Source organism: Saccharothrix sp. DSM 118769 (genome assembly GCF_052936295.1).
Genome location: NZ_CP193627.1, coordinates 1,269,035 through 1,294,513, shown reverse-complemented (window position 1 = coordinate 1,294,513; position 25,479 = coordinate 1,269,035). Strand labels below are relative to the sequence as shown.

Sequence of the window (25,479 nt, the reverse complement as noted above, 5' to 3'; positions counted from 1 at the left end):
AGGTCCCGAAGGTACGACTCTCGCGACCTGAAGGTACGACTCTCGGGGCCTGGGCGTTGGACTCTCGCCGGGGGTCAGCGTTGGACGGACTTGAGTTCGGTGAACTCGTCCAGGCCGTGGCGGCCGAACTCGCGGCCGTTGCCGGACTGGCGGTAGCCGCCGAAGGGGGCGGCGGTGTTGAAGGCCGCGCCGTTGATGTCGACCTGGCCGGTGCGCAGGCGCTTGGCGACCGCGAGGGCGCGGTCCGGGTCCGCGGAGAAGACGGCGCCGCCCAGGCCGTAGACGGTGGAGTTCGCGATGCGGACGGCGTCGTCCTCGTCGCGGTACGGCATGACGGACAGGACCGGCCCGAAGATCTCCTCCTGGGCGATGGACATGTCCGGGGCGACGTCGCCGAACACGGTCGGCCGCACGTGGAAGCCCCGGTCGGTGGGGTGGTCGGGTCCGCCCAGGGCGAGCTTCGCGCCCTCGGCGACGCCGGCGCGGATGTGGGCCACCACGCGGTCGCGCTGGGCGGCCGACACAGCCGGGCCTAGGCGGGTGGTGGGCAGCGAGGGGTCGCCGGGGGTGTACTTCGCGGCGGCGGCGACGGCGATCTCCAGGGCCTCGTCGTGCCGCTCGGCGGGCACGAGGAGGCGCGTCCACGCGCTGCACGCCTGGCCGTTGTTCATGAACGCGTTGGCCACGCCGACCTTCACCGCGCGGGCCAGGTCGGCGTCGTCCAGCACGACGTTCGCGGACTTGCCGCCCAGCTCCAGGGAGACCCGCTTGACCGTCTCGGCGGCCAGCGCGGACACGCGGCGGCCGGCGCGGGTCGAGCCGGTGAACGACACCGCGTCCACCATCGGGTGCGCCACCAGGGCCTCCCCCGCCACCGGGCCCGTGCCGTGGACCAGGGAGAACACGCCCTCGGGCACGCCCGCGCCGTGCAGCACCTCCACCAGCAGGTCGGCGGTGAACGGGGCCAGCTCGCTCGGCTTCAGCACCACGGTGTTGCCCGCGGCGAGGGCGGGCACGACCTTGGCGACCATCTGCTGCAACGGGAAGTTCCACGGCGTGATGGCCGCGACGACGCCCACGGGCTCGCGCAGCACCAACGAGTTGCCGATCTCCTCACCGTCAAAATAACCACTCGAAAGTGTGGCCTCGATGCCCCTGGTGATACCGATGGGGTTCGGGACCTGCACCTTCGAGGCGAACGTGATGGGCGTGCCCATCTCCGTCGTCATGGTGGACGCCAGCTCGTCCGCCCGCGCCGCCAGCCCGTCGGCCACGGCCCGCACGACCGCGAGCCGGTCCTCCACCGACGTCGCCGCCCACCCGGGGAACGCGACGACGGCCCTGGTCACGGCGGCGTCCACGTCACCGGCGGTGCCCGCGCGGACGGTACCGACGACCTCCTCGGTGGTCGGGTTGACGACCTCGATCACTGCGCACCCCCGGACGACGGTGTGACACTCGACGGCAAAAGCAGCCCCAGAGTGTCACACCGCGGAACTCAGGAGAAGTCCAGGCGCCCGGTCCGGGTGCGCTTCAGCTCGTAGAACTCCGGGAAGCTCGCCAGCGCCCGCGCGCCGTCGAAGACCTTCAGGGCGTCCTCGCCGCGCGGGATCCTGCTGAGCACCGGCCCGAAGAACGCCACGCCGTCGATGTGGATCGTGGGCGTGCCGACGTCCGTGCCCACCGGGTCCATGCCGCGGTGGTGCGACGCGCGCAGGTCCTCGTCGTGCTCGTCGGTGTGGGCGGCCCCGGCCAGGTCGGCGGGCAGGTCCAGCTCGGCCAGCGCCTCCACGACCACCTGGTCCCAGTCCTTCACGCCCTGGTTGTGGATGCGGGTGCCGAGCGCGGTGTAGAGGTCGCGCAGCACGTCGTCGCCCTTGAGCTTCGCCGCGGCGATCGCGACGCGCACCGGCCCCCAGCCCCGCCGCATCATGTCGGAGTAGTGGTCGTCCAGGTCCCGGCCCTCGTTGAGGACCGACAGGCTCATCACCCGGAAGTCCAGGTCGATGTCCCGCTCCTTCTCGACCTCCAGGATCCACCGGGACGAGATCCACGCGAACGGGCAGATCGGGTCGAAGTAGAAGTCGACCTTCGTGCGGCCCTCTGTCGACATGCGGTGTTCTCCTCCGTGAGGGTGGCGGACCGACCGCCAATGAGATGTCCCGATCCTGCACAACCAACCGGACCCGCGCAGTCTTCCCTCGGACGCCAGTCCACTTCCGGCCGTCCCACGTGATTGGATGCGGGAGTCGTGTTCACCCTCACGACACCGTTCCCCGTTCCGACGAGGTCAGCGCCCCGTGCGCCGGCAGACGAGGTGACCATGGCGGCACCCAACCTCACCCGCGACCAGGCGCAGCAGCGGGCTGCGCTGCTGGAAGTCGACTCCTACCGGATCGAGCTGGACCTGACCGACGGCGGCGGGAAGCCCGGGTCGGACACGTTCCGCTCCACGACGACGGTCGCGTTCCGCAGCCGGACGCCGGGCGCGTCGTCGTGGGTCGACATCGTGGCCGCCACCGTGCACCGCGCCGTGCTCAACGGCCGCGAGGTGGACGTCTCGTCCTACCGCGAGGAGGACGGCCTGCACCTGCCCGACCTCGCGGAGGTCAACGAGCTGACGGTCGAGGCCGACTGCCGGTACATGAACACCGGCGAGGGCCTGCACCGGTTCGTCGACCCGGTCGACGGCGAGGTGTACCTCTACTCCCAGTTCGAGACCGCGGACGCCAAGCGCATGTTCGCGTGCTTCGACCAGCCCGACCTGAAGTCGGTCTACTCCCTGGTGGTCACCGCGCCGCACCACTGGAAGGTGGTGTCCAACGCCCCGATCGAGTCCACTGAGGACGGTCTGGGCGGCGCGGACGTGCACACCTTCGGGACCACCAAGCCCATGTCGACGTACCTGGTCGCGCTGGTCGCGGGCCCGTACGCGGAGTGGCGCGACGAGTTCACCGACGGGGACACCACGATCCCGCTGGGCATCTACTGCCGCGCGTCGCTGGCCCCGCACATGGACGCCGAGCGCCTGTTCACCGAGACCAAGCAGGGTTTCGGCTTCTACCACGGCGCGTTCGGCGTGAAGTACCCGTTCGGCAAGTACGACCAGTGCTTCGTGCCCGAGTTCAACGCGGGCGCGATGGAGAACGCCGGCTGCGTCACGTTCCTGGAGGACTACGTCTTCCGCAGCCGCGTCACCCGCTACCTCTACGAGCGCCGCGCCGAGACCGTGCTGCACGAGATGGCGCACATGTGGTTCGGCGACCTGGTCACCATGCGCTGGTGGGACGACCTGTGGCTGAACGAGTCGTTCGCCACCTGGGCGTCCGTGCTGGCGCAGGCCGAGGCCACCGAGTACCGGCAGGCGTGGACGACGTTCGCCAAGATCGAGAAGTCGTGGGCGTACCGGCAGGACCAGCTGCCGTCCACGCACCCCGTGGCCGCCGACATCCCGGACCTCCAGGCGGTCGAGGTCAACTTCGACGGCATCACCTACGCCAAGGGCGCCTCGGTGCTCAAGCAGCTGGTGGCCTACGTCGGGCTGGAGAACTTCCTGTCCGGCCTGAAGGTGTACTTCGGCAAGCACGCCTGGGGCAACGCCACCCTCGCCGACCTGCTCGGCGCGCTGGAGGAGGCGTCCGGCCGCGACCTGTCGTGGTGGAGCGCGCAGTGGCTGGAGACGACCGGCCTGAACCTGCTGCGGCCGAAGTTCACCGTCGACGCCGACGGGAAGTTCACCGAGTTCGCCGTGCTCCAGGGCGGGGCGCGGCCGGGCGCGGGCGAGCTGCGCACCCACCGGCTGGCGGTCGGCGTGTACGACTCCGACGCCTCCGGCAAGCTCGTGCGCACGCACCGCGTGGAGCTGGACGTGACGGGCGAGCGCACCGAGGTGCCCGACCTCGTGGGCGTGCACCGCGGCAAGCTCGTGCTGGTCAACGACGACGACCTGACCTACTGCACGATGCGGCTCGACCCCGACTCGCTGGCGTCGCTGATCGACCACATCGCCGACATCGCCGAGCCGCTGCCGCGCACGCTGTGCTGGTCGGCCGCGTGGGAGATGACCCGCGAGGCCGAGCTGAAGGCGCGCGACTTCGTGAACCTGGTGCTGGGCGGCCTGCACGCGGAGACCGAGGTCGGCGTCGTGCAGCGGCTGCTGCTCCAGGCCCAGACGGCGCTGTCGTCGTACGCCGACGCCTCGTGGCGCGACGGCGGCTGGGAGCGGTTCACGGCGAAGACGCTGGAGCTGGCCCGCGCCGCCGAGCCCGGCTCCGACCACCAGCTGGCGTTCGTGAACGCCCTGGCCGGGTCCGTGCTCGACGACGCGACCGTCGCGGTGCTGCGGAGCTGGCTCGACGGCACCGACTCGCTGCCGGGCCTCGACGTCGACACCGACCTGCGGTGGCGGCTGCTGCACGCGCTGGTCGCGCACGGCGCCGCCTCGCTGGAGGACATCGCCGCCGAGGAGGAGCGCGACCCGACCGCCACCGGCCGCCGCCGGGCGGAGTCGGCGCGGGCCCTGCGCCCCACCGTCGAGGCGAAGACCGAGGCGTGGGACCGCGCGGTCAACGACGACGAGCTGCCCAACGCGGTGTCCGAGGCGGTCATCGCGGGCATCCAGCACCCCGGCCAGAAGGCGCTGCTCCAGCCGTTCGTGGAGCGCTACTTCGCCGACGTGGCCGACGTGTGGGACCGCCGCTCCAGCGAGCGGGCCCAGTCGATGGTCGTGGGCCTGTTCCCGTCCTGGTCGATCACCCCGGCCACCGTGGAGGCGGCCGACGCCTGGCTGGCCGAGGAACGCCCGCCGGCCCTGCGCCGCCTGGTCTCGGAGGGCCGCGCGGGCATCGTGCGCGCCCTGGCCGCCCAGGAGTTCGACCGGTCCTGAGCCGGGGCGTCAGCGCTCAACGACAACGGGGTGGCACCGCTCGGTGCCACCCCGTTGCGCCGGAACCACCGACGGGACGGGTGGGATGCCCTCGGCGGCGCGCCAGGCGGTGTCGCAGTCGCGGCACGTGGGCCAGTACCAGTCGGTGCGCGGGAGCGGGCGGGCCGGGATGGTGACCTCCTCGCCGCACAGGGTGGTGGTCTCCTCGTAGGCGATGGCGTCGTGCTTCACGGCGTGCCGCTTGCCGTTGTGCGGCAGCCAGCGGAACGGACGCAGGGACATGTCAGCGACCCCTCTTGTCGTAGGCGTCCGCCCAGTGGGCGAAGACCTCCCGGGACTGCTCGGCGGGCAGCACGAGGCGGCTCAGGGCGCGCATCTTGGCCTCGTACTCGGCGATCACGGTCGGGTCGTCGTGGAAGACCGTCGCGCTGTCGGTCTCGGTGTAGGCCAGCGGCTTGATCGGCGGCGTGAACGTGAGCAGCGTGGCCGGGTTGCGCAGCACCCCGTGCGAGTGGGCCGTCATGGGGACCACCAGCAGGCTGAAGTTCGCCCAGCCGCACATCAGGGTGAGCCTCAGCATCTGGTCGCGCATGACCCTCATCCCGCCCACGACCAGGCGCAACGCCGCCTCGTGCACGTAGATCACCGTCCGCGGACCGGTCTCGCGGCGCAGGGCCTCCTGGCGGGCGGCACGGGCACGGGCCACGGCCCGGTCGCCGGTGAGCGCCGTCGCGTAGTCCTCCGTCTGCGCCAGGCTCGGCACGGTCAGCGGCTCGTAGGACGCCACGGTGCGGGCGGCGTTCTCGTGCAGCGTCACGGCCAGCAGCGTGTCCGCCGTCGGGTCGTTGCGGCGCACGAAGTTGCCCGTGTCCGCCTCGATCGCGATGGCCAGCACCCGGTCGCGGGTGGCCTTGTCCGCGCCGCAGCGCCCCAGCAGCGTGCCGATCTCCCACGGGCTCGTGCCCCGGCTGCCGGTCTCCAGCTTCGACAACTTGCCCAGCGACCACCCCAACGCCTCGGCCACCTGCGCGGAGGACATCCGCGACCGGTGCCGCACCCTGCGCAATTCCTCGCCCAGTTCCCGACTCCGCGCCGTGCTCAGACGAGCCGGCGACTTCTCTTCCTGCTCCACATTCCCCCCTGCTTGGCAATTCATATTGCGCAGCAGGATGTCATGATCCCCGGAATAGTCGTCAATCCCCTCATCGGGGGACCACTAGTACCAGCGGTCCCACTCTAAGCTGGGGATATGCATCGCAACACCTCTCGGGCCATCGCCCTCGGCGCGCTTCTCCGCAACGCTCGGGAAAGCCGCGGAATCAGTCAGCGCAGGCTAGCACAACAACTCGGGGTATCGGATTCGTTGCTGTCCCGCACCGAAACAGGAAGTCGATTTCTCGCCCGTGACGAAGCGGAACTGATCCTGAAAGCGCTGAACGCGGGGGGTGCGGAGCGGGACGAGATCCTCGACCTGGCCGCCGACACCAGCGGATCACCGTTGCACGTGATCGACGTCCCGAACGAGCGCATCCAGCTGGCCTGCCTGATCGACATCGAGGGCATGGCGAGGGAGATCGTCAACTGGTCGCCGCAGCTCGTGCCGGGCCTGCTCCAGGTCGCCGGCTACGCGCGGTCGATCATGGAGGACGCCGGGAGGCGCGCGGACGAGGTCGAGGCGCTGGTGGCGCTGCGGGTGGGGCGCAGCGACGTCCTGACCGGCGCCACCCCGGTCCGCTACACCGCGGTCATCGGCGAGGGCGTGCTGCGCCAGCGGTTCGGCGGCCCCGGGGTGATGCGCGAACAGCTGTCGCACCTGCTCAGGATGGCCGAACGGCCCAACGTCCACCTGCACGTGATGCCGAGCGACACCTCCTGGCACCTCGGCCACGACGGCCAGTTCTCGCTGCTGGTCAACGACGCGGCGGCGTCCTACGTCCACTTCGAGAACACCGCGGGCTGCCTGTTCGTCCAAGAGGAGGACGTGGTGGCCCGCTACCGCGACGGGCTGCCAAGGTTGGTGGAGGTCGCGTTGGGCGAGGAGGAGACGGCCTCGCTGATCACGCGACACCTCGACGACCTGGAGGGCGCGCATGGCGGTTCGGTGGAGGAAGTCGCGCAGGAGCGGTAGCGCCAACGACTGCGTGGAGGTGGCGGGTCACCTGGGCGCGGTGCGGGACAGCAAGAACCCGTCCGAGGTGCTGGAGATCAGCCCCCGGAGCCTGCGGGCTTTCGTACAGGCGGCCAAGAAATCCTGATGAAAAAGGCCCCGGTCGGGTGACCGGGGCCTCCTGTTCCGCGGGACCTAGCGGGGCGCGTGCCCGGCCTGGTCGGTCAGCATGCGCAGGCCGCTGACGAGTCCGCCGGCGAGGTCGCCCTCCTTGAAGGACGCGACCATGCTCATGACGGCGAGCTTGGCGCCGCGGTCGGCGAGCCGGCGGTGGGACTCCTCGCCGGTCACGACCTCGACGACCCGCTCGCCGGGCGACACCGCGATCAGCACGGCGTGCGCGGGGCGGTCGGTGGAGGCGTGCAGCTCCTCGGCGCGGGCACGCGTGTCGGCGCCCAGCTCGCCCAGGTAGACGCTGAAGTCCAGCCCGGTGGTGCGGCCGGCCAGGGTCAGGGCCTCGTCCAGGCTCGCCAGCTGCACGGGCGTGAACGGCAGGCTCGGCGCGTGCGGCTCGTACATCTTCGCCACGGACACGCGGCCGCTGTTGGTGACGGCCGCGCCGACCGGCAGGGTCGACGGGTCGATCTCGACCCGGTTCAGCTCACCAGTTGCCACGAGCGCCTCCCTTGGCGGTGCGGCCCCCGGCCGGGGTCGCGACGGGCGGGTGCGCGCCGCCGCCGGACAGGCCGGCGGGGTTCGCGGTCCACCACACGGGGGCGTAGCCCCATTCCTGGCCCGGGCGGTACCGCTGGATGCGGGTGGCCTTCGGCCTCAGCGTCAGTAGCGTGATCACGCCGTAGATGGCCAGCGGGATCAGCGCGAAGACGAGCACGGTCTCCACGATGGTCACGGCGGTTACGGTAACCGATCGGTCCGCGCGCGTCCGGTCGAGGGCACCGTTCGCGCCGGTCGGGCCGGCCGCCCGCGGCGCACAACTGTGAACGCGACCCCTCCTCGCGATCCGTCCGACCACGCACGGCGCGGTGATCGGGCAACGGGGCGTTCCGGAGGGGCCGGACGCCGGCGTGGATCACCGCCGGGGGTCCCGCCGCACGCCACGTGCCGGTGTGATGTGGACTACCCCTACCAGCGAGAACGTCACCGTCGGTGCCGATCGGTGCCGGATGCACTAGTTCGGGCTCTCGATCGTCGCAGTGCGTACACCCAGGCGGCCTGCCGCCGTACGGGTGTTCAACGCGGCCGGTTTGGCGTCTTGTCCTGGGCCCACTCGGCTTCTAACTTTCACCTGTACGGGTCTTGCGCATCAAAGTTGGTTACCGATTTGCGCCCGTTGAGCCTCGGAGGACACGACATGCACACCGCAAACCGCGCCCAGGTCGCCGCCCTCACCCTTTTGCCGTACACCCAATCGGGCCAGCCAGTTACCGCCAGTTGGCACCTCTCGGCGACGGCCGACTCGGTGCGCATCACCTCCGAGGACTCCGTGCGCATCACGGCATCGGACTCGGTCCGGATCACGGCGACGGACGACTCGGTGCGCATCACCGCGTCCGACTCCGTCCGGATCACGGCGACGGACGACTCGGTCCGGATCACCGCGTCCGACTCCGTCCGGATCACCGCGTCGGACTCCGTGCGCATCACGGCGCACCGCGAGGACCTCGCCCTCGCGGCCTGACGGCGGGACCGGCTCAGGCCGCGGGCTCGCCCAGGTAGGGCAGCCACAGCGGGTCGGCCTCGGTGACGCCGGCCAGCAGCCGCCAGTGCGGCCCGCGGGGCGCGTTCGGGACCACGCGCAGCCGCCACCCCAGCTCGGACAGCAGCTTGTCCGCCTTGCGGTGGTTGCACTTCGCGCAGCACGCCACGCAGTTGGTCCACGTGTGGGGACCGCCCCGGCTGCGCGGCACCACGTGGTCGATCGTCTCGGCCCGCCCGCCGCAGTAGGCGCAGCGGTACCGGTCGCGGTGCATCAGCCCGGCGCGGGTCAGCGGCACCCGGCCGCGGTAGGGCACCCGCACGTAGCTCGACAGCCTGATCACCGACGGCACGACGACCTCGGAGGTCGAGGAGTGCACCACGGCGCCCGCCGGGTCGCCGTGCACCACCTCGGCCTTGCCGCACACGACGAGGACCACCGCGCGCCGCAGGGGCAACGCGGTGAGCGGCTCGAACGTGGCGTTGAGCAGGAGGACCTTGCGTCTTCCCCAGGGCAGCACCAAGGGCGCCTGACCGGGCCCCTCCCCGCCGACCACAGCGTGCACACCGGGCTGTTTTTGGCCGGACGGGACCGACGGCGCGAGCCCGGCGTTCACCAGGGCGCCGATCGGGGTGGGTTGTCGGTCTGGCACGCGACCACCTCCACCGGTTCAGCTACAGAAGACCACAGATCACCCCCAAAAATCACCTGTGATATGTGACGTGTCACGGAGTCGTGGCCGAAACTTCGGTGAACACAACCCTATTGGTGATCGTTTTCAACAGGGTCGCTACGCTGTCCCGGGTGACCGAGGACTCCCGCGCAGCGCTGCCTGCGACGATCACCTACCCCACCGCCGAACGGCTGGACCTCGTCGAGGACCTGCACGGACACCAGGTGGCCGATCCGTACCGCGCGCTCGAAGACGCCGCGGACCCCCGCACCGCCGCGTGGTCGGAGGCGCAGGACGCGCTGGCCCGCTCGTGGCTCGACGCGATGCCCGGCCGCGAGGCGCTCGGCGACCGCCTGGCCGGGCTGATGCGCACCGGGTCGGTGGGCACGCCCGTGTGGCGGGCCGGCCGCGCGTTCTACACGCGCCGCGACCCCGACCAGGACCACGCCGTGCTGTACGTGCTGGTCGACGGCGTGGAGCGGGCGCTGGTGGACCCGTCGGCGCTCGACCCGTCCGGCCGGACCACGCTCGACCTCTGGTCGCCGTCCCGGGAGGGCACGCGGCTGGCCTACCAGGTGTCCGTGGGCGGCGACGAGCACTCGCTGCTGCACGTCGTCGACGTCGACTCCGGCGAGCTGCTCGACGGGCCGGTCGACCGCTGCCGGTACTCCCCCGTGGGCTGGCTGCCCGGCGGCGAGGAGTTCTTCTACGTGCGGCGGGTGGACCCCGCCCTGGTGCCGGAGGACGAGCGGCAGTTCCACCGGCGCGTGTGGCGGCACCGCGTGGGCGCACCGGCGTCCGAGGACGTGAACGTGCACGGCGACGGCCTCGACCACACGTACTACTACGGGCTGTCGGTGTCCCAGGACGGTCGCTGGCTCGTGGTGAACGGCGCGCCCGGAACCGTGCGCAGGGACTCGGTGTGGATCGCGGACCTGCACGGCGACGGCGAGCTGACCCCGGTGATCCTCGCCGAGGACGGCGCGCAGTGCTCGGCGTGGGTCGAGCCGGACGGCCGGCTGTACCTGCTGACCAGCCTGGACGCGCCGCGGTTCCGGCTGTGCGCGGCCGACCCGGCGTCCCCGCGCGAGTGGACCGAGCTGGTCGCCGAGGAGCCCGACTCGGTGCTGGAGTCGGCCGTGTGGCTGGATGGCTCGCTGGTGGTGACGCGGACCCGGCACGCGGTGTCCGAGCTGCACCTGCACGCCGCGGACGGCTCGTGGGTGCGCGAGGTGCCGCTGCCCGGCACCGGTTCGCTGCACGGGCTGTCCACCGCGGACGTGCGGACGGACGGCGACCGCGACGTGCTGTGGTTCGGCTGGTCGGACTTCACCACGCCGCTGTCGGTGTACCGGTTCTCGGTCTCGACCGGGACCGTGGAGCTGCACGCCGCCGCGCCGGGCGCGGTCGACATCCCGGACCTGTCCACCCGGCAGGTCGCCTACGAGTCGGCGGACGGCACCGTCGTGCGGATGTTCGTGGTGTCCGGGACCCGGCACCCGGACCTGCCCCGGCCAGCCCTGCTGACCGGCTACGGCGGCTTCGCGGTCGGCCGCGGCCCCGGCTACAGCGCCACGGCGCTGGCCTGGGTCGAGGCGGGCGGCGTGTGGGCGCACGCGTCGCTGCGCGGCGGTGACGAGGAGGGCGAGGAGTGGCACCGGGCCGGGATGCGCGAGTCCAAGCAGAACGTGTTCGACGACTTCCACGCCGCCGCCGAGCGGCTGGTCGCCGACGGGTGGACCACGCCGCAGCAGCTGTCGGTCATGGGCGGTTCGAACGGCGGACTGCTCGTCGGGGCCGCGCTGACCCAGCGGCCGGAGCTGTACGCGGCCGTGGTGTGTTCGGCGCCACTGCTCGACATGGTGCGCTACGAGAACTTCCTGCTCGGGCGGCTGTGGGCCGAGGAGTACGGCTCGGCGTCGGTCGCGGAGGAGCTGGGGTGGCTGCTGGCCTACTCCCCGTACCACCGCGTGCGGCCGGGCGTTGAGTACCCTTCGGTGCTGTTCACGGTGTTCGAGTCGGACAGCCGCGTGGACCCCAACCACGCCCGCAAGATGTGCGCCGCGCTGCAGCACGCGACGGCGAGCGACCCGACGAAGCACCCGGTGCTGCTCCGCCGGGAGACCGAGGTGGGGCACGCGGGGCGGTCGGTGAGCCGGTCGGTGCGGCTCGCCGTGGACCAGTTGACCTTCCTGGCCTGGGCTACGGGCCTGGAGTTGTGACTGCGGTCGAACGGAGGACCAGCTAGGTGAACGTGGACGTGGAGTCGACCCTGGCCGTCGAGTGGTGGCTGACCAACGGCCCGAAGATGGCCGAGGGTGCCCTCCGCATCGCGCTGATCGTGATCATCGCCGTGGTGGTCAGGGCGGTGCTGCGGCGGTTGATCGACCGGATGACGCGCGGCAACGGGGGCAAGAAGCCCAAGTTGCTCAAGCCGCTCCGGGAGAGGGCGCCGCAGGCGCTCGGTGCGTTCACGTCCGAGCGGCGCGAGCAGCGGGCCAAGACCATCGGCTCGGTGCTCAAGTCGTTCATCACGATCATCGTGTTCGGCGTGGCGTTCATCCAGGTCCTGACGGAGCTGGGGATGAACGTCGCGCCGATCCTCACGTCCGCCGGCATCCTCGGCGTCGCGATCGGCTTCGGCGCGCAGAACCTGGTCAAGGACTTCCTGGCCGGCATGTTCATGATGCTGGAGGACCAGTACGGCGTGGGCGACGTGGTCGACCTGGGGCCGGCGACCGGCACCGTCGAGGCGGTGGCGCTGCGGATCACCACGATCCGCGACACCAACGGCACGGTCTGGTACGTCCGCAACGGCGAGATCCTGCGGGTCGGCAACTCGTCCCAGGGCTTCGCGGTGGCGGTCGTCGACCTGCCGCTGGCGTACGGGGCGAACCTGAGCACGGCGACCGAGGTGCTCACGGCGGCGGTCGACAAGGCCGCCGCGGAGGAGCTGATGGCGAAGGACGTGACCGACAAGCCGCAGGTGCTGGGTGTGGAAAAGGTCACGCCCGAGGGCATCACGATGCGCGTCACGGTGAAGGTGCGGCCGGGCCGCCAGTGGGCCGTGCAGCGGGCCCTGAGGGCCAAGCTCATGCCCGCCCTGGAGGACGCCGGCATCTCCCTGAAGTCCTCCTGACGCCATAACCGAGGTCCGGGAATCACACCTTTGTGATTCCCGGACCTTTTCATTCATGACTCGTGCCCAGCCGGTCACACCGCGTGCCGCACTGCGGGCGCGAACGGGTGAACGGCACATTGCCGCATAACGTTCGGCAGCGCGAAGGCGATCCACCACACACCTCCCGAGTCGGGTGGCGGTGATCGGAGATGCCGATGTACGCAGAACACGACAGGGCTCGATTGGCGGTCGAGACGACCGACGGGTTGCCCCTCCGCGCCAAGACCCACCCGTTCCCGGAGGACCCGGGGCGTCCCCCTTTTGGCCGGGACTACGACCGCCTCATCCACACCGCGGCGTTCCGGCGCCTCCAGGGCAAGACCCAGGTGGTGACACCGGGTCAGTCCGACTTCTTCCGCACCCGCCTCACGCACACGATCGAGGTCGCGCAAATAGCCCGCCGATTGGCCTACCGCCTCACGCGAGAGGTCGACGAGCGATTCGCGGCCGAGGCGGCGGACGTGTGCGAGGCGGCCGCCATCCTGCACGACTTCGGTCACCCCCCGTTCGGCCACATCGGCGAGCACGCCCTCCACGCAGCCCTGGAGAAGGTCGCGGCCAAGGGGAGGTGGATGGTGGACTTCGAGCGCCTCGGCGGCTACGAGGGCAACGCCCAGAGCTTCCGACAGGCCGTGTGGTCGTTCCGACGGGCACGCGACGACGACCGAGGGCTCCAACTCACCCGCGCGGTGCTCGATGCGTCGATCAAGTACCCCTGGAGCTACTCGCGGTCCGCGCCGGTCCCCAGCAAGTGGAACTACTACCCCAGCGAGGACTGGGCGTTCGAGTGGGTCCGCGAGGACGTCGTCGGCACCGGGAAGTCGTTCGAGGCGCAGGTGATGGACTGGAGCGACGACGTCGCCTACACGACCCACGATATCGAGGACTGGTGGCATGCGGGGTACATCCCGCTCACGATGCTCTGCCAGTCGAAAGCGGCGCGGCAACACCTCGCCGACGAGGTGGTCGCCGCTACGTCGAACCGCATCAACGCCACGAAGTCGCACGTGGAGTCGACGATCGAAAACCTCTTCGGGGTGAGCGGCGCGTTCGCCAACTTCCACGACCTCGGGACCGAGTACGACGGCAGCAGCGAAGCGAAGGAGGCGATGCGGCACCTCAAGAGCGAGTTGTTCACGAAGTTCGTGAACGGCGCGCGGGCGGAGGGCGACATCGCTCTCGGGCGGCATCGCGCGAAACTCGTCATCGACGACCAGGTGCGCCTCGAGAACGCCATCCTCAAGCAACTGGTCTGGACGTTCGTTATCGAGCACCCCCGGATGGCGACGCACCAGAGGGGGCAACGCGCGGTGGTGTCGTTCCTGGTCGAGACCTATGCGTCACTGGTGTGCGAGGGGAACGCCTCGTCGCTGGACGTGCTGCCGCGCGACCGCCGCGAGCGCATCAAGCGCCTCAAGCAGCAGGCCGACCGGAGCGGCAACAAGCACGAGGTGCTGAGACTCATCGCCGACCACGTGGCCGGGATGACCGACGCCTACGCCACGATGATGCACCAGCGGCTGAGCGGGCAGGTCAGCGGGCACATCAACGCGTTCGTCTGAGACCCCCGCACCCGCCTCGCCGGGGGGTGGGGCGGGGCGGGTGGCAGGATGGAGGGGTGACCACTCCTCCGGAGAACTTCTACGACGCGGTGGGCGGGTACGACACGTTCCACCGGATCGTCAAGCGCTTCTACGAAGAGGTGGCTACCGATCCGGTCCTGAGGCCCCTCTACCCCGAAGAGGACCTCGGTCCCGCCGAGGAGCGCTTCCGGCTGTTCCTCATGCAGTACTGGGGCGGCCCGCACACCTACTCGGACACGCGCGGTCACCCGCGGTTGCGGATGCGGCACGCACCGTTCGTCATCGGGCCCGTGGAGCGGGACGCCTGGTTGCGCTGCATGAAGGTCGCGGTGGACGCCGAGGAGATGTCCGACGAGCACCGCAAGCAGCTCTGGGCGTACCTCGACATGGCCGCGAACAGCCTGATGAACGCCTGGGCGTGACCGTTGATCACCCTAACGGGGACGGCTTGTCGGTTGCGAATGGCAGGATGACTTCTCGTGCGACGATCCTCCGACCTCCCCCAAGAGATCGCCGACGAGTCCGCCTGGTGGCGTGACGCCGTCTTCTACCAGGTCTACGTCCGGTCGTTCGCCGACGCGAACGGTGACGGCGTGGGCGACCTCGACGGCATCCGGTCCCGGCTCGGCTACCTCGAACTGCTGGGCGTGGACGCGCTGTGGCTCACGCCGTTCTTCACCTCACCGATGGCCGACCACGGCTACGACGTCGCCGACCCCCGCGACGTGGACCCGCTGTTCGGCGACCTGGCGGCCTTCGACCGGCTGGTCGCCGAGGCCCACGAGCACAACATCAAGGTCACCATCGACCTCGTGCCCAACCACACGAGCGACCGGCACGAGTGGTTCCAGGCGGCCCTGCGGTCGGCCCCCGGCTCGCCCGAGCGGCAGCGGTACGTGTTCCGCGACGGCGGCGGTTTCGACGGCTCCGCGCCGCCCAACAACTGGCCCAGCCAGTTCGGCGGCCCGGCGTGGACGCGGGTGCCCGACGGCCAGTGGTACCTGCACCTGTTCGCCCCCGAGCAGCCCGACCTGAACTGGGAGAACCCCGAGGTGGCCGCCGACCTGGCGCGCACCCTGCGGTTCTGGCTGGACCGGGGCGTGGACGGGTTCCGCATCGACGTGGCGCACGGCATGGCCAAGCCCCACGACCTGCGGAACGTGGACCCGCGGGCCGAGCTGGGCTCGGGCGTGCGGCACGACAACGCCGTGGACCCGCGGTTCGACAACGACGCCGTGCACGACGTGCACCGGATGATCCGCAAGGTGGTCGACGAGTACCCCGGCCGGATGGCCGTCGGCGAGATCTGGGTCAAGGACGACGCCCGCTGGGCGGCCTACGTGCGGCCCGACGAGCTGCACCTGGGCTTCAACTTCCGGCTGGTCGAGGCCCCGTTCGACGCGGACGGCGTGCGGTCGGCCATCGAGCACTCGCTCAACGCCGTGCGCGGCCTCGGCACGCCGCCGACCTGGACGCTGTCCAACCACGACGTGCCCCGGCACGTGACCCGCTACGGCGGCGGCGCGCTGGGCGCGAAGCGGGCCCGGGCGATGGCGCTGGTGGAGCTGGCGCTGCCCGGCGTCGTCTACCTGTACAACGGCGAGGAACTGGGCCTGCCGAACGTCGAGCTGCCCGACTGGGCGTTGCAGGACCCGATCTGGGTCCGCTCCCGGCACACCGACCGGGGCCGCGACGGCTGCCGGGTGCCGCTGCCGTGGGAGGGCGACACGCCGCCGTTCGGGTTCTCGGAGGCCGCGAGCACGTGGCTGCCCCAGCCGAACGAGTGGGCGGGCCTGACCGCCGAGTCGCAGCTGGAGGACCCGGAGTCGATGCTGTCGTTCTACCGGCACGCCCTGGAGCTGCGGAAGTCGACCGCGGCGTTCAGCGGCGAGGAGCTGGAGTGGTACGGCGCGCCGGCGGGCTGCTTCGCGTTCCGGCGCAAGGGCGGCGGCCTGATCTGCGCGCTGAACACCTCCGGCGGCCCGGTGCCGCTGCCGCCCGGTGAGGTGCTGCTGGCCAGCGGCCCGATGGACGGCAACCAGCTGCCACCGGACACGGCGGTCTGGCTGGTCTGAGCGGGTGCGGGCGGCGCGGCCCCTTCGGACCGCGCCCCCGCCGCCCGCCGGCCCCGCCCCCGCCCCCGGCCCCGGCCCCGGGAGGGCTAGGACGCCGTCACCGGGAGCACGTGGTTGAGCCGGTAGGGCAGGTAGCCCGCCGGGGAGCCCCGGTAGGGGTAGGCGAGCGTGCGGCGGACCGTGCCGAGCCCGGAGCACTGCTCCAGCCCCAGGTAGTGGGTGCGGTCATGGTCGACCCACGCCTCGAACAGCACGACGTGGCGGCTCGTGCGGTCGCCGTTCGGGTCGATCAGCACGTCGGCGGGCAGCAGCTCGTCCTTGGCGATGCGGGTGCTCACCGCGATCAGGTCGACCGTGTTCAGCCCGCCGTGGGGCGCGTCGGGCAGCCCGAACGCCATCGACACGAACCCGGAGCAGTCGGTCCGGTAGGTGCCGTAGCGGTTCGTGTGGAACGCGGTCTGGCTGTACGGCACCTCCCGCCAGCTCGCGGCCCGGCCCAGGGCTTCGCTGCGGGAGATCGGTCGGAGCACGGCGACGGCCTTCCTGCCCGGGGGCGCGCGGCGCGCACCCTCCGGCCCGGCAGCGTGCACCCGGCGGCTGAGAGAAAACTCAAAACGCAGGTCAGGCGATGGCGTTCCGCTGGGCTCCGGGGACGCCCCGCCGCGGTTCGGCGGCCTCGCGGCTGCCGCGGGCGCGGAAGATGCCCAGTGCCTCCTCCCACGCGGTGGCGGCCGACGCGGGCTCGTCCAGCGCGAGCAGCGCCGCCGAGAGGTCCCGCAGCGTCCTGGCCCGCCACACGGGCAGCCCCAGCGCCTCCCACCAGTGCAGCGAGCGGTCCAGGTAGCGGCGGGCCACGTCCGGGCGGTCGGCGGCCAGCTCCAGCTCGCCCAGGGTGCGCAGCACGAGGGCCTGGCCGAACCCGTCCTGCATCTCGTTGCACGTGGCCAGGCACTCCAGCAGCTCGCTGCGCACCGCGTCGCCGCGCCCCTGCCGGATGCGGACCTTGGCGAGCGCCTGCACGGCGTAGGCCGACATGAGCCGGTCCTCCAGGGGGCGCAGCATCCGCACCGACTCGGCGCAGCGCTCGGCGGCGGCCTCCCAGCGCCCGGCCGCCCGGTGCACGATGCCGACCGAGCGCAGCGCGATGGCCTCGCCGCGCCGGTCGCCGACCTCCCGGTACAGCTCCAGCGTCCGCTCGCACGACTCCAGGGCGCGGTCCAGCTCGCCCTGCTCGGTGAGCACGCGGCCCAGCCCGTGCAGGGCCTGCGCCTCCAGCTGCCGCTCGCCCAGTGACCGCAGCACCGGCAGGGCCTCGTTCAGCAGCTCGGCGGCCTCGGCCAGCTCGCCGTGCTCGCGCAGCACGGTGCTCAGCGCGAGCCGGGTCGCGGCCTCGCCCAGGGCGTCGCCGCCCGCGCGGTGGGCCTCCAGCGCCTGCTCGTGGTACGCGGCGGCCTCGTCGAAGCGGTCCTGCTCGTAGCGCAGCCAGCCCAGGCCGGACAGCAGCCGCGCCTCGCCCGCCCGGTCGCCGGCCCGGCGCGCCGCCTCCAGCGCCGCCGAGTGCGTCCGCCACCACTGGCCGAACAGGTTGCGCACCGAGAAGCGGGACGAGCACAGCGCGGCGGCCAGGCGGGTCGCGACGTCGGTCAGGTCCAGCTCGGACACCCGGTCCACGACGCCCACCAGGCCGGCCTGCTCGGCGTCGAACCACGCCTCCGGATCGGCGAGCAGCTCGTCGACCTCGCCGGGGTGGAACCAGCGCCGGTCCAGCGGGGCCGGCGTGCCGTCGAAGCTCGCGTGCGGCATCCGGCTGCCGGCCAGCTCGACCAGCGACAGCAGCGCGCCCGCGGCCCGCGTGCACACCGCGCGCACCTGCTCCGGCGACTCCTCGGCCTCCCCGCGCTCCCGGGCGAACGCCCTGGTGAGGTCGTGCATGCGGTAGCGCAGCGCGGGACCGTCGTCGTCACCGCCGGCGAGGTCGAGCAGCTGCGAGTCGACGAGCCGCTCCACGACCTCCTCCGCCTCGTCCGGGCCGCAGTCCAACAGGGGCGCGACGAGCCAGCCGCCGAACGAGGGCACGTCGAGCAGGCCGAGGCGGCGCAGCGCGGCGCGTTCCCGCTCGGCCAGGCCGTCGTAGCTCAGGGCGAGGCTGCCGCGCACCTCCAGGTCGCCGAGGGTCAGCTCCTTGAGCACGCGCCGCTGCACGCCCAGGCGCTCGGCCAGGCGGGCGAGCCGCCACTGGGGCCGGGCGGCGAGCCGGGCGCCCGCGATGCGCAGCGCCAGCGGCAGGTGCCCGCACAGCCGGACGATCTGCGCGGCGGCGTCCGGCTCGGCGTGCGCCCGGTCGTCGCCGACGACGCGGTCGAGGAGCTCCACAGCCTCGTCGTCGCTCAGCACGCGCAGGCGCAGCTGGGACGCGCCGCTGAGGGCGCCGAGGCGTTCGCGGCTGCTCACCAGGACCGCGCACGTGGGGCCGCCGGGCAGCAGCGGGCGGATCTGGCGCTCGTCGCGGGCGTCGTCCAGGACGACCAGCACGTGCCGGTCGGCGAGCAGGGTGCGGTAGAGCCGGGCGCGCTCCTCGGGGTCGGCGGGGATCGCCGCGTCGGCCACGCCGAGGGCGCGCAGGAAGCCCGCCAGCACCTCGCCCGGGTCGGCGGGCACGCCCTGCACGCCGCGCAGGTTCGCGTACAGCTGGCCGTCGGCGAAGTGGTCGCGGACGGCGTGCGCGACGTGCGCGGCCAGCGTGGACTTGCCCGCGCCGGGCGGCCCGGAGATCGCGCACACCCGCACCGCGCCGTTCCGCGTGGTCAGCCGGGCCACCAGGCGGTCCTGCTCGGCGACGCGGCCGGTGAAGTCGGCGATGTCGAACGGCAGCTGGCTGGGCGTCGGCGCGGGGCCGGGCCGCTCGGGCGCGGGCGGCGGGGAGTCGGGTTCGCCGCGCAGGATGCGCTCGTGGGTGGACCGCAGGCCGGGCCCGGGTTCCAGGCCCAGCTCGTCGAGCAGGGCGCGCCTGCCCTCCTGGTAGCAGGCGAGCGCGTCGGCCTGCCTGCCCGCCTGGTGCAGGGCCAGCATGAGCTGGCTGCGCAGCCGCTCGCGCAGCGGGTTGTCGGCGACCGCGGCGGTCAGCTCGGCCACCAGCGACTCGCCGCGCCCGATCGCGAGGTCGGCGTCGAAGCGGTCCTCCAGGGCGTCGAGCCGCAGTTCCGCCAGCCGGGAGCGCTCCGCCTCGGCCCACGCGCCCTGCGCGCCGCCCAGCGGGGTGCCGCGCCACGCGCCCAGCGCCGCCGCGAACCGGGCCGCCGCCCGTTCCAGGTCGCCCTCCGCCAGCGCCTTGCGGCCCTCGGTGACCTCGGCGGTGAACACGTGCAGGTCGACCTGGTCGAGGTCGGCGGCCAGCAGGTACCCGCCACCGCTGCGGGACAGCACGTCGCCCAGGGCGCGGCGCAGGGACGACACGTACGTGTAGATCGCCGACCGGGACTGGTCGGGCGGCTGCTCGCCCCACATCGCGTCGACCAACTGGTCGAGCGACACCACGCGACCCGCGTGGATCGCCAGCAGCGCGAGGAGCGTCTTCGGCTTCGGTCCCCCCACCGGGACCGGGTTGCCCCCGACGTGCGCCTCGACCGGCCCCAGGACCCTGAACTCCACGCGCGTGCCCCCCGTTAGACGAACGATCGCCAGGGTAGCCGGCGAACGGGGGCGAAGCACCCGACCGGGTGTCGCTCAGACCAGCAGCGGGAGCATGGAGTGGCGGCGGCGGACGACCGCGCCGAAGCGGGCGTCGATGCGCAGCCACGAGTCGGTGGCGGTGATCCGCACGTCGTCGCCGCCGAGGAAACCCATGCCGGACAGGGCGAACAGGCACCGCATGGGCACCTTCACGTCCAGGCCGGAGCCGCTGACGGTGAGCACGGTCTGGTCGAGCAGGGACGCGGGCGGGTTGCCGCGCGGGCCGGCGTTCTCGCGCGCCACCGCCACGCCCTTCTCGGCGAGGTCGGACACGACGCTGCCGGGCAGCCGGTCCACGGCCAGCCAGCCGGTGGCGGGCGGCAGCGCGGAGCGCCACATCATGTCCCGCGCCGGACCGGGGTCGACGGTGGCGCCGCGCACCACGGCCAGGCCGGTGAGCAGGTCGGACGCGGACACCGTCACGTCGGCGGGGGTGACCCGGCCGGTCACCGTGCGGGTGGCCAGCGCGTCGAACGGGGTCGCGACCCACGCGTCCAGCAGGTCCGGCCTGCCGTCGGCGGACTCGCGGTTGCGCAGCCGCACCACGGACTGGGCGTCCAGGCGCACCGCCCGGGCGACGAACGCGCCGAGGTCGTCCCGTTCGGCGGGATCGGCGAAGACCAGTTCAGGCACCGTTACCTCCGGCTCGCCAACCCGCGAGGAAGTCGCGTTCGGCTTCGAGGAGACGCCGGGGACGCCCGGCCGTCAGGTTGTACGGCACCATGAGGGTTTCCGCGGTCGCCACGACGGCGCTGCCCTCCTGGCGACCGCCCCGCACGGTGTAGTCCAGCGTGAACGACGCCGCCTTCAGCTCCCGCACCGACATCTCGACCACGACCTCGTCGCCGGTGAACACCAGCGGCGCGAGGTAGTCCACCACGAGCCTGGCCACGACCACGCCCCGCGCCATGTCCGGCACGTCGTGCCGGGCGGCCTCGGTGAACAGCAGGTCGATGCGGGCCTCCTCCAGCAACGTCACCGTGTTGGCGTGGTTGACGTGGCCGTAGGCGTCCATGTCCGACCAGCGCGGGCGCACGCCCGTGACGAACACACCCAACTTGAACGCGCCTCCCGGTGTCGATGCGGTGCCAGGAACCCTATCCAGGTACTACACCCCGGTTGAGGCGGCGTCCACGTGGGCGGAGCGGCGCAGGTCAGCGGGTGCGCGCCGCGCCGGTGGAGCCGCGCACCACCAGCTCGGGCTGGAACACGAACTCGGCGTGCGGCGCGGGCGTGCCGCCGATCTCCTCCAGCAGGGCGTGCACGGCGGCCTGGCCCATGGCCTCGACCGGCTGGCGGATCGTGGTGAGCGGCGGGTCGGCGAACACGATCAGCGGCGAGTCGTCGAACCCGACCACGGACACGTCGCGGGGCACGGACAGGCCGCGGTGGCGGGCCGCGCGGATCGCGCCGAACGCCATCAGGTCGCTGCCGCACACGATCGCCGTGCAGCCGCGGTCGAGCAGCGCGCCGGCCGCCGCCTGCCCGCCCTCGACCGTGAACAGGGAGTGCTCCACGAGGTCGCGCGCGTGCGGGCGGACGAGGGTGAAGCCCTCCACCATGCGCTGCGCCGGCACGAACCGGGGCGGGCCCACGGCGAGCCCGACCTTCTCGTGCCCGAGTTCCACCAGGTGGGACACGGCGAGGCGCGCGGCGCTGCGGTAGTCGACCGACACGAAGGGCGCGGACACCTGGTCGGTGAACCCGTTGATCATCACGAACGGCACGCCCCGACCGGCCAGCTTCACGTACCGGTCCATGTCGGCCGTGGTGTCGGCGTGCAGGCCCGCGACGAACACGATGCCGGTGACGCCCCGGTCGACCAGCATCTCGGTCAGCTGGTCCTCGGTGGAGCCGCCGGGCGTCTGCGTGCACAGCACCGGCGTGTAGCCGTCGCGCGTCAGCACCTGCTCGATGACCTGCGCGAACGCCGGGAAGATCGGGTTGTTCAGCTCGGGGGTGATCAACCCGATCAACCCGGCGCTGCGCTGGCGGAGCCTGGGCGGGCGCTCGTAGCCGAGGACGTCCATCGCGGCGACCACGGCCTGCCGGGTGGCGGAGGAGACACCCGGCTTGCCGTTGACCACCCGGCTGACCGTCGCCTCGCTCACGCCCGCCTGGTTCGCGATGTCACTGAGGCGCGCTGTCACACCCCGTGACTCTACGGGCGCGTGAGCCACACGGTCGTGTCCGGCGGCACGAGGAGGTCCGCGCCTTCGGTCGCGACACCGGCGGAGGACAGCAGCACCTCGCCGTCGGCGGGCAGCCGCACGGTCTCCGCGCCGGTGTTCACCACGCACGTGAACCGGTTGCGGCGGAACGACAGGACGCCCTCCGGGGTGTCCAGCCACTCCACTTCGGAGCCCGCGCCGAGGTCCGGGTGGGCGCGCCGGGCCGTGAGCGCGGACCGGTACAGCTCCAGCACCGAGTTCGGGTCGCCGGTCTGGGACGCCACGCTCAGCCGCGCCCAGTCCGCGGGCTGCGGCAGCCACGAGCCGCCGTCGCCGAAGCCGAACGACGGGCCGTCGGGCGTCCACGGGATGGGAACGCGGCAGCCGTCGCGGCCCCGGTCGGTGTGCCCGGACCGCTCCCACACCGGGTCCTGGAGGACCTCCTCGGGCAGGTCGAGCACCTCCGGCAGGCCCAGTTCCTCGCCCTGGTAGACGTACGCGCTGCCGGGCAGCGCCAGCATCAGCAGCGCGGCGGCCCGCGCCCGCGCCACGCCCCCGTACCGGGTGACGTGCCGCCGCACGTCGTGGTTGGACAGCACCCACGTCGTCGGCGCGGCCACCGGCGCCATCGCGGCCAGCGAGTCGTCGATGACCTGCCGCAGGTCGGCGGCGGCCCACCCGGCGGTCAGGTAGTGGAAGTTGAACGCCTGGTGCAGCTCGTCGGGGCGCAGGTAGCGGGCGGTGCGCTCGGGGGTGGGCGTCCACGCCTCGGCCACGCCGATCCGCCGGCCGGGGTAGGAGTCGAGCACCTTGCGCCAGTCGCGGTAGATCTCGTGCACGCCGTCCTGGTCGAAGAACGGCAGCGCCTCGGTGCCCAGCAGCGTGAGGTGGTTCGGGGTGCCGACGTCGGGCAGGCCGTCGGCCTTGACCATGCCGTGCGCGACGTCGATGCGGAACCCGTCCACGCCGAGGTCGAGCCAGAACCGCAGCACGTCGAGGAACTCGTCGCGCACCTCCGCCTGGTCCCAGTTCAGGTCGGGCTGCTCGGGGGCGAACAGGTGCAGGTACCACTGGCCGTCGGGGACCCGCGTCCACGCCGGGCCGCCGAACACGGACTCCCAGTCGTTCGGCGGCGCCGCGCCGTCCTCGCCGCGGCCGTCGCGGAAGTGGTAGCGGGCGCGCTCGGGCGAGCCGGGGCCGGCGGCGAGGGCCTCGCGGAACCACCGGTGCCGGTCGGAGGTGTGGTTGGGGACGAGGTCCACGATCACCCGGATGCCCAGGTCGTGCGCGTCGGCGACGAGCGCGCGGGCGTCGTCGAGGGTGCCGAACGAGGGGTCGACGTCGCGGTAGTCCGCCACGTCGTAGCCGCCGTCCGCCATCGGGGAGGCGTAGAACGGCGTGATCCACACCGCGTCGACGCCGAGGTCGGCGAGGTGGGGCAGCCGGGAGCGGATGCCGGGCAGGTCGCCGACGCCGTCGCCGTTCGAGTCGGCGAAGCTGCGCACGTAGACCTGGTAGATGACGGCCTCGCGCCACCAGTCCTGAGCCATGGGGGGTCCTTCCGGATCGGTTCGGCCTCGGCCGGAGGGCAATGAAATACTTTGCAAGTGTTTTCAGCAAGTCTGGCAGCTGGTATGACCTAGAGCACATCCCTGCCACCGAGGAGACACCGTGGTTTCCGCAACCGGGCGAGCGCTGCTCGCCGTGCTCGTGCTCGTGCTGAGCCTCCTGTCGGCTCCGCAAAGTTTTGCAGCCCCACCGGGTCCGAAGGACGTCACCGCCACCCTGTTCCAGTGGCCGTTCTCCCGCGTCGCCACCGAGTGCACGAACGTCCTGGGCCCCAAGGGCTACGGGTTCGTCGAGGTCTCCCCCGCCACCGAGCACATCCAGGGGTCGCAGTGGTGGACCTCGTACCAGCCGGTCAGCTACCGCATCGCCGGGCGGCTCGGTGACGAGACCGCGTTCCGGAACATGGTGAACACCTGCCACGCGGCCGGTGTGAAGGTCATCGCGGACGCGGTGATCAACCACATGAGCGCGGGGGCCGGCACCGGCACCGGTGGCTCGTCCTACTCGAAGTACAACTACCCCGGCCACTACTCCGACCAGGACTTCCACTCCTGCCGCTCGCACATCACCGACTACCGCAACCGCGACAACGTGCAGAACTGCGAACTGGTCGGCCTGTCCGACCTGAACACGGGCAGCGACCACGTGCGCGGCAAGATCGCCGAGTACCTGAACCGGCTGATCGCGATGGGCGTCGACGGGTTCCGGGTCGACGCGGCCAAGCACATCGCGGCGGCCGACATGTCGGCGATCAAGTCCAGGCTCAGCAACCCGAACGTGTTCTGGGTGCACGAGGTGATCTACGGCGCGGGCGAGGCCGTGCAGCCCGGCGAGTACACCGGCTCGGGCGACGTGGACGAGTTCCGCTACGCCTACGACGTCAAGCGGGTCTTCACCAACGAGAACCTGGCCTACCTGAGCAACTTCGGCCAGTCCTGGGGCTACCTACCCAGCGGCCAGGCGCGGTCGTTCGTCGACAACTGGGACACCGAGCGCAACGGCTCCACCCTGACCTACAAGGACGGGTCCACCTACACGCTGGCGAACGTCTTCATGCTCGCCTGGCCCTACGGTGCCCCGAACGTGTACTCCGGCTACGAGTTCACCAACCACGACGCCGGCCCGCCCGGCGGCTCCGAGTGCTACACGAGCGGGTGGAAGTGCCAGCACCGGTGGACGCAGATCGCGAACATGGTGCCGTTCCGCAACGCGGTGGCCGGCACGGCGGTGGTGAACTGGTGGGACAACGGCGGTGACGCCATCGCGTTCGGCCGGGGAGCCAGGGGCTTCGTCGCGATCAACCGCGAGACCTCGCCGCTGACCCGCACCTTCCAGACGTCCCTGCCCGCCGGCACGTACTGCAACGTGCAGCAGGAGGGCTGCGCCGGCGTCACCGTCGGCTCGAACGGCCAGTTCACCGCCACCCTCGGCGCGGGTGAGGCGCTGGCGATCCACGTCAACGCGCGCGGCACCACGCCCCCGCCGGCCGGCGCGACGTCGTTCGCGGTGAACGCCACGACCTCGGTGGGCCAGAACGTCTTCGTGGTCGGCGACCACCCGTCCCTGGGCTCGTGGAACCCGGCGAACGCGGTGGCGCTGTCGTCGGCCGCCTACCCGACGTGGCGGGCGACCGTCCAGCTCACGAGCGGCACCGCGTTCCAGTACAAGTACGTCCGCAAGGACGGGGCCGGGAACGTGACGTGGGAGTCGGGGGCGAACCGCACCGCGACCGCCCCGGCCGCGCTCGACGACACCTGGCGCGCCTGACGCGGGAGGGGGCGGGCCCCGG

General features: G+C 72.1%; 23 protein-coding genes. 10 read left to right on the top strand and 13 right to left on the bottom strand.

Annotated features, from left to right (window positions below; translation table 11 throughout):
* Nucleotides 1-74: 74 nt before the first annotated feature.
* Complete coding sequence (locus ACRAKJ_RS06150) at nucleotides 75-1,430, bottom strand: aldehyde dehydrogenase family protein (protein WP_438919269.1); 1,356 nt, start codon at nucleotides 1,428-1,430, stop codon at nucleotides 75-77.
* Nucleotides 1,431-1,498: 68 nt separating this feature from the next.
* Entirely contained in the window at nucleotides 1,499-2,113 is a 615-nt protein-coding gene (locus ACRAKJ_RS06145) for a mycothiol-dependent nitroreductase Rv2466c family protein (RefSeq protein ID WP_438919270.1), read from the bottom strand.
* Between the two features lie 210 nt (nucleotides 2,114-2,323).
* Between ACRAKJ_RS06145 and pepN the strand changes: the two genes are divergently transcribed.
* Complete coding sequence (gene pepN, locus ACRAKJ_RS06140; protein ID WP_438919271.1) at nucleotides 2,324-4,885, top strand: aminopeptidase N; 2,562 nt, start codon at nucleotides 2,324-2,326, stop codon at nucleotides 4,883-4,885.
* Between the two features lie 9 nt (nucleotides 4,886-4,894).
* Here pepN and ACRAKJ_RS06135 read toward each other — a convergent pair whose 3' ends face one another.
* Both ACRAKJ_RS06135 and ACRAKJ_RS06130 read right to left on the bottom strand, forming a co-directional pair.
* Entirely contained in the window at nucleotides 4,895-5,167 is a 273-nt protein-coding gene (locus tag ACRAKJ_RS06135; protein ID WP_438919272.1) for a zinc finger protein, read from the bottom strand.
* Between the two features lies 1 nt (nucleotide 5,168).
* Nucleotides 5,169-6,017, bottom strand: a complete 849-nt coding sequence (locus ACRAKJ_RS06130; protein ID WP_438919273.1) for a Scr1 family TA system antitoxin-like transcriptional regulator — start codon at nucleotides 6,015-6,017, stop codon at nucleotides 5,169-5,171.
* A gap of 117 nt (nucleotides 6,018-6,134) precedes the next feature.
* On the opposite strand from ACRAKJ_RS06130, the gene ACRAKJ_RS06125 reads away from it, so the two are divergent.
* Together ACRAKJ_RS06125 and ACRAKJ_RS06120 are read left to right on the top strand one after the other, a co-directional pair.
* Nucleotides 6,135-7,013 (top strand): Scr1 family TA system antitoxin-like transcriptional regulator, encoded by an 879-nt coding sequence (locus ACRAKJ_RS06125; protein WP_438919274.1) that lies wholly within the window; start codon nucleotides 6,135-6,137, stop codon nucleotides 7,011-7,013.
* Nucleotides 6,976-7,140: a DUF397 domain-containing protein gene (locus tag ACRAKJ_RS06120; protein ID WP_438919275.1), complete on the top strand. Its 165-nt coding sequence runs from the start codon at nucleotides 6,976-6,978 to the stop codon at nucleotides 7,138-7,140. The genes ACRAKJ_RS06125 and ACRAKJ_RS06120 overlap by 38 nt, the downstream gene beginning before the upstream one ends.
* Nucleotides 7,141-7,187: 47 nt before the next feature.
* On the opposite strand, the gene ACRAKJ_RS06115 is transcribed toward ACRAKJ_RS06120, so the two are convergent.
* Both ACRAKJ_RS06115 and ctaJ read right to left on the bottom strand, forming a co-directional pair.
* Nucleotides 7,188-7,667 carry a DUF5130 family protein gene (locus ACRAKJ_RS06115; protein ID WP_438919276.1) on the bottom strand — a complete coding sequence of 160 codons (480 nt, stop codon included), beginning with the start codon at nucleotides 7,665-7,667 and terminating at the stop codon, nucleotides 7,188-7,190.
* Complete coding sequence (ctaJ, locus tag ACRAKJ_RS06110) at nucleotides 7,654-7,902, bottom strand: aa3-type cytochrome oxidase subunit CtaJ (protein ID WP_438919277.1); 249 nt, start codon at nucleotides 7,900-7,902, stop codon at nucleotides 7,654-7,656. The genes ACRAKJ_RS06115 and ctaJ overlap by 14 nt, the downstream gene beginning before the upstream one ends.
* Nucleotides 7,903-8,364: 462 nt before the next feature.
* Here ctaJ and ACRAKJ_RS06105 point away from each other — a divergent pair, with 462 nt between their 5' ends.
* Nucleotides 8,365-8,691: a DUF2345 domain-containing protein gene (locus tag ACRAKJ_RS06105; RefSeq protein ID WP_438919278.1), complete on the top strand. Its 327-nt coding sequence runs from the start codon at nucleotides 8,365-8,367 to the stop codon at nucleotides 8,689-8,691.
* A gap of 13 nt (nucleotides 8,692-8,704) precedes the next feature.
* Here the strand turns inward: ACRAKJ_RS06105 and ACRAKJ_RS06100 are convergent, their stop codons facing one another.
* The gene (locus ACRAKJ_RS06100) at nucleotides 8,705-9,361 is read right to left on the bottom strand and encodes an HNH endonuclease (protein WP_438919279.1); all 657 of its coding nucleotides are present in this window, start codon (nucleotides 9,359-9,361) and stop codon (nucleotides 8,705-8,707) included.
* Between the two features lie 152 nt (nucleotides 9,362-9,513).
* On the opposite strand from ACRAKJ_RS06100, the gene ACRAKJ_RS06095 reads away from it, so the two are divergent.
* The 5 genes from ACRAKJ_RS06095 (at nucleotide 9,514) to ACRAKJ_RS06075 (ending at nucleotide 16,221) form a co-directional block, all read left to right on the top strand.
* Nucleotides 9,514-11,604, top strand: a complete 2,091-nt coding sequence (locus ACRAKJ_RS06095; RefSeq protein WP_438919280.1) for a prolyl oligopeptidase family serine peptidase — start codon at nucleotides 9,514-9,516, stop codon at nucleotides 11,602-11,604.
* 86 nt (nucleotides 11,605-11,690) lie between these two features.
* Nucleotides 11,691-12,521 carry a mechanosensitive ion channel domain-containing protein gene (locus ACRAKJ_RS06090; protein WP_438919356.1) on the top strand — a complete coding sequence of 277 codons (831 nt, stop codon included), beginning with the start codon at nucleotides 11,691-11,693 and terminating at the stop codon, nucleotides 12,519-12,521.
* A gap of 197 nt (nucleotides 12,522-12,718) precedes the next feature.
* Nucleotides 12,719-14,125, top strand: a complete 1,407-nt coding sequence (locus tag ACRAKJ_RS06085; RefSeq protein ID WP_438919281.1) for a deoxyguanosinetriphosphate triphosphohydrolase family protein — start codon at nucleotides 12,719-12,721, stop codon at nucleotides 14,123-14,125.
* Nucleotides 14,126-14,181: 56 nt separating this feature from the next.
* Nucleotides 14,182-14,568 carry a globin gene (locus ACRAKJ_RS06080; protein ID WP_438919282.1) on the top strand — a complete coding sequence of 129 codons (387 nt, stop codon included), beginning with the start codon at nucleotides 14,182-14,184 and terminating at the stop codon, nucleotides 14,566-14,568.
* Between the two features lie 57 nt (nucleotides 14,569-14,625).
* Nucleotides 14,626-16,221 (top strand): alpha-amylase family glycosyl hydrolase, encoded by a 1,596-nt coding sequence (locus ACRAKJ_RS06075; protein ID WP_438919283.1) that lies wholly within the window; start codon nucleotides 14,626-14,628, stop codon nucleotides 16,219-16,221.
* A gap of 86 nt (nucleotides 16,222-16,307) precedes the next feature.
* On the opposite strand, the gene ACRAKJ_RS06070 is transcribed toward ACRAKJ_RS06075, so the two are convergent.
* The 6 genes from ACRAKJ_RS06070 to ACRAKJ_RS06045 form a co-directional block, all read right to left on the bottom strand.
* Complete coding sequence (locus ACRAKJ_RS06070; RefSeq protein WP_438919284.1) at nucleotides 16,308-16,751, bottom strand: hypothetical protein; 444 nt, start codon at nucleotides 16,749-16,751, stop codon at nucleotides 16,308-16,310.
* A gap of 91 nt (nucleotides 16,752-16,842) precedes the next feature.
* Nucleotides 16,843-19,869, bottom strand: a complete 3,027-nt coding sequence (locus tag ACRAKJ_RS06065; RefSeq protein ID WP_438919285.1) for a BTAD domain-containing putative transcriptional regulator — start codon at nucleotides 19,867-19,869, stop codon at nucleotides 16,843-16,845.
* A gap of 75 nt (nucleotides 19,870-19,944) precedes the next feature.
* Entirely contained in the window at nucleotides 19,945-20,583 is a 639-nt protein-coding gene (locus ACRAKJ_RS06060; protein WP_438919286.1) for a hypothetical protein, read from the bottom strand.
* Nucleotides 20,576-21,007, bottom strand: coding sequence for a thioesterase family protein (locus ACRAKJ_RS06055; protein WP_438919287.1), 432 nt, complete (start codon nucleotides 21,005-21,007; stop codon nucleotides 20,576-20,578). The genes ACRAKJ_RS06060 and ACRAKJ_RS06055 overlap by 8 nt, the downstream gene beginning before the upstream one ends.
* A 97-nt stretch (nucleotides 21,008-21,104) precedes the next feature.
* On the bottom strand, nucleotides 21,105-22,100 hold the full coding sequence (locus ACRAKJ_RS06050; protein ID WP_438919288.1) for a substrate-binding domain-containing protein: 996 nt from the start codon (nucleotides 22,098-22,100) through the stop codon (nucleotides 21,105-21,107).
* 11 nt (nucleotides 22,101-22,111) lie between these two features.
* Nucleotides 22,112-23,671, bottom strand: a complete 1,560-nt coding sequence (locus ACRAKJ_RS06045; RefSeq protein WP_438919289.1) for an alpha-amylase family glycosyl hydrolase — start codon at nucleotides 23,669-23,671, stop codon at nucleotides 22,112-22,114.
* A gap of 121 nt (nucleotides 23,672-23,792) precedes the next feature.
* On the opposite strand from ACRAKJ_RS06045, the gene ACRAKJ_RS06040 reads away from it, so the two are divergent.
* Nucleotides 23,793-25,457 carry a carbohydrate-binding module family 20 domain-containing protein gene (locus tag ACRAKJ_RS06040; RefSeq protein ID WP_438919290.1) on the top strand — a complete coding sequence of 555 codons (1,665 nt, stop codon included), beginning with the start codon at nucleotides 23,793-23,795 and terminating at the stop codon, nucleotides 25,455-25,457.
* Nucleotides 25,458-25,479: the final 22 nt, after the last annotated feature.

What these genes read in the sequence shown, in the direction of transcription:
- ACRAKJ_RS06145 (WP_438919270.1), bottom strand. Translation starts at nt 2,113, where the DNA reads ATGTCGACAGAGGGCCGCACGAAGGTCGACTTCTACTTCGACCCGATC.
- ACRAKJ_RS06120 (WP_438919275.1), top strand. Translation starts at nt 6,976, where the DNA reads ATGGCGGTTCGGTGGAGGAAGTCGCGCAGGAGCGGTAGCGCCAACGAC.
- pepN (WP_438919271.1), top strand. Translation starts at nt 2,324, where the DNA reads ATGGCGGCACCCAACCTCACCCGCGACCAGGCGCAGCAGCGGGCTGCG.
- ACRAKJ_RS06045 (WP_438919289.1), bottom strand. Translation starts at nt 23,671, where the DNA reads ATGGCTCAGGACTGGTGGCGCGAGGCCGTCATCTACCAGGTCTACGTG.
- ACRAKJ_RS06135 (WP_438919272.1), bottom strand. Translation starts at nt 5,167, where the DNA reads ATGTCCCTGCGTCCGTTCCGCTGGCTGCCGCACAACGGCAAGCGGCAC.
- ACRAKJ_RS06085 (WP_438919281.1), top strand. Translation starts at nt 12,719, where the DNA reads ATGTACGCAGAACACGACAGGGCTCGATTGGCGGTCGAGACGACCGAC.
- ACRAKJ_RS06125 (WP_438919274.1), top strand. Translation starts at nt 6,135, where the DNA reads ATGCATCGCAACACCTCTCGGGCCATCGCCCTCGGCGCGCTTCTCCGC.
- ACRAKJ_RS06105 (WP_438919278.1), top strand. Translation starts at nt 8,365, where the DNA reads ATGCACACCGCAAACCGCGCCCAGGTCGCCGCCCTCACCCTTTTGCCG.
- ACRAKJ_RS06090 (WP_438919356.1), top strand. Translation starts at nt 11,691, where the DNA reads ATGGCCGAGGGTGCCCTCCGCATCGCGCTGATCGTGATCATCGCCGTG.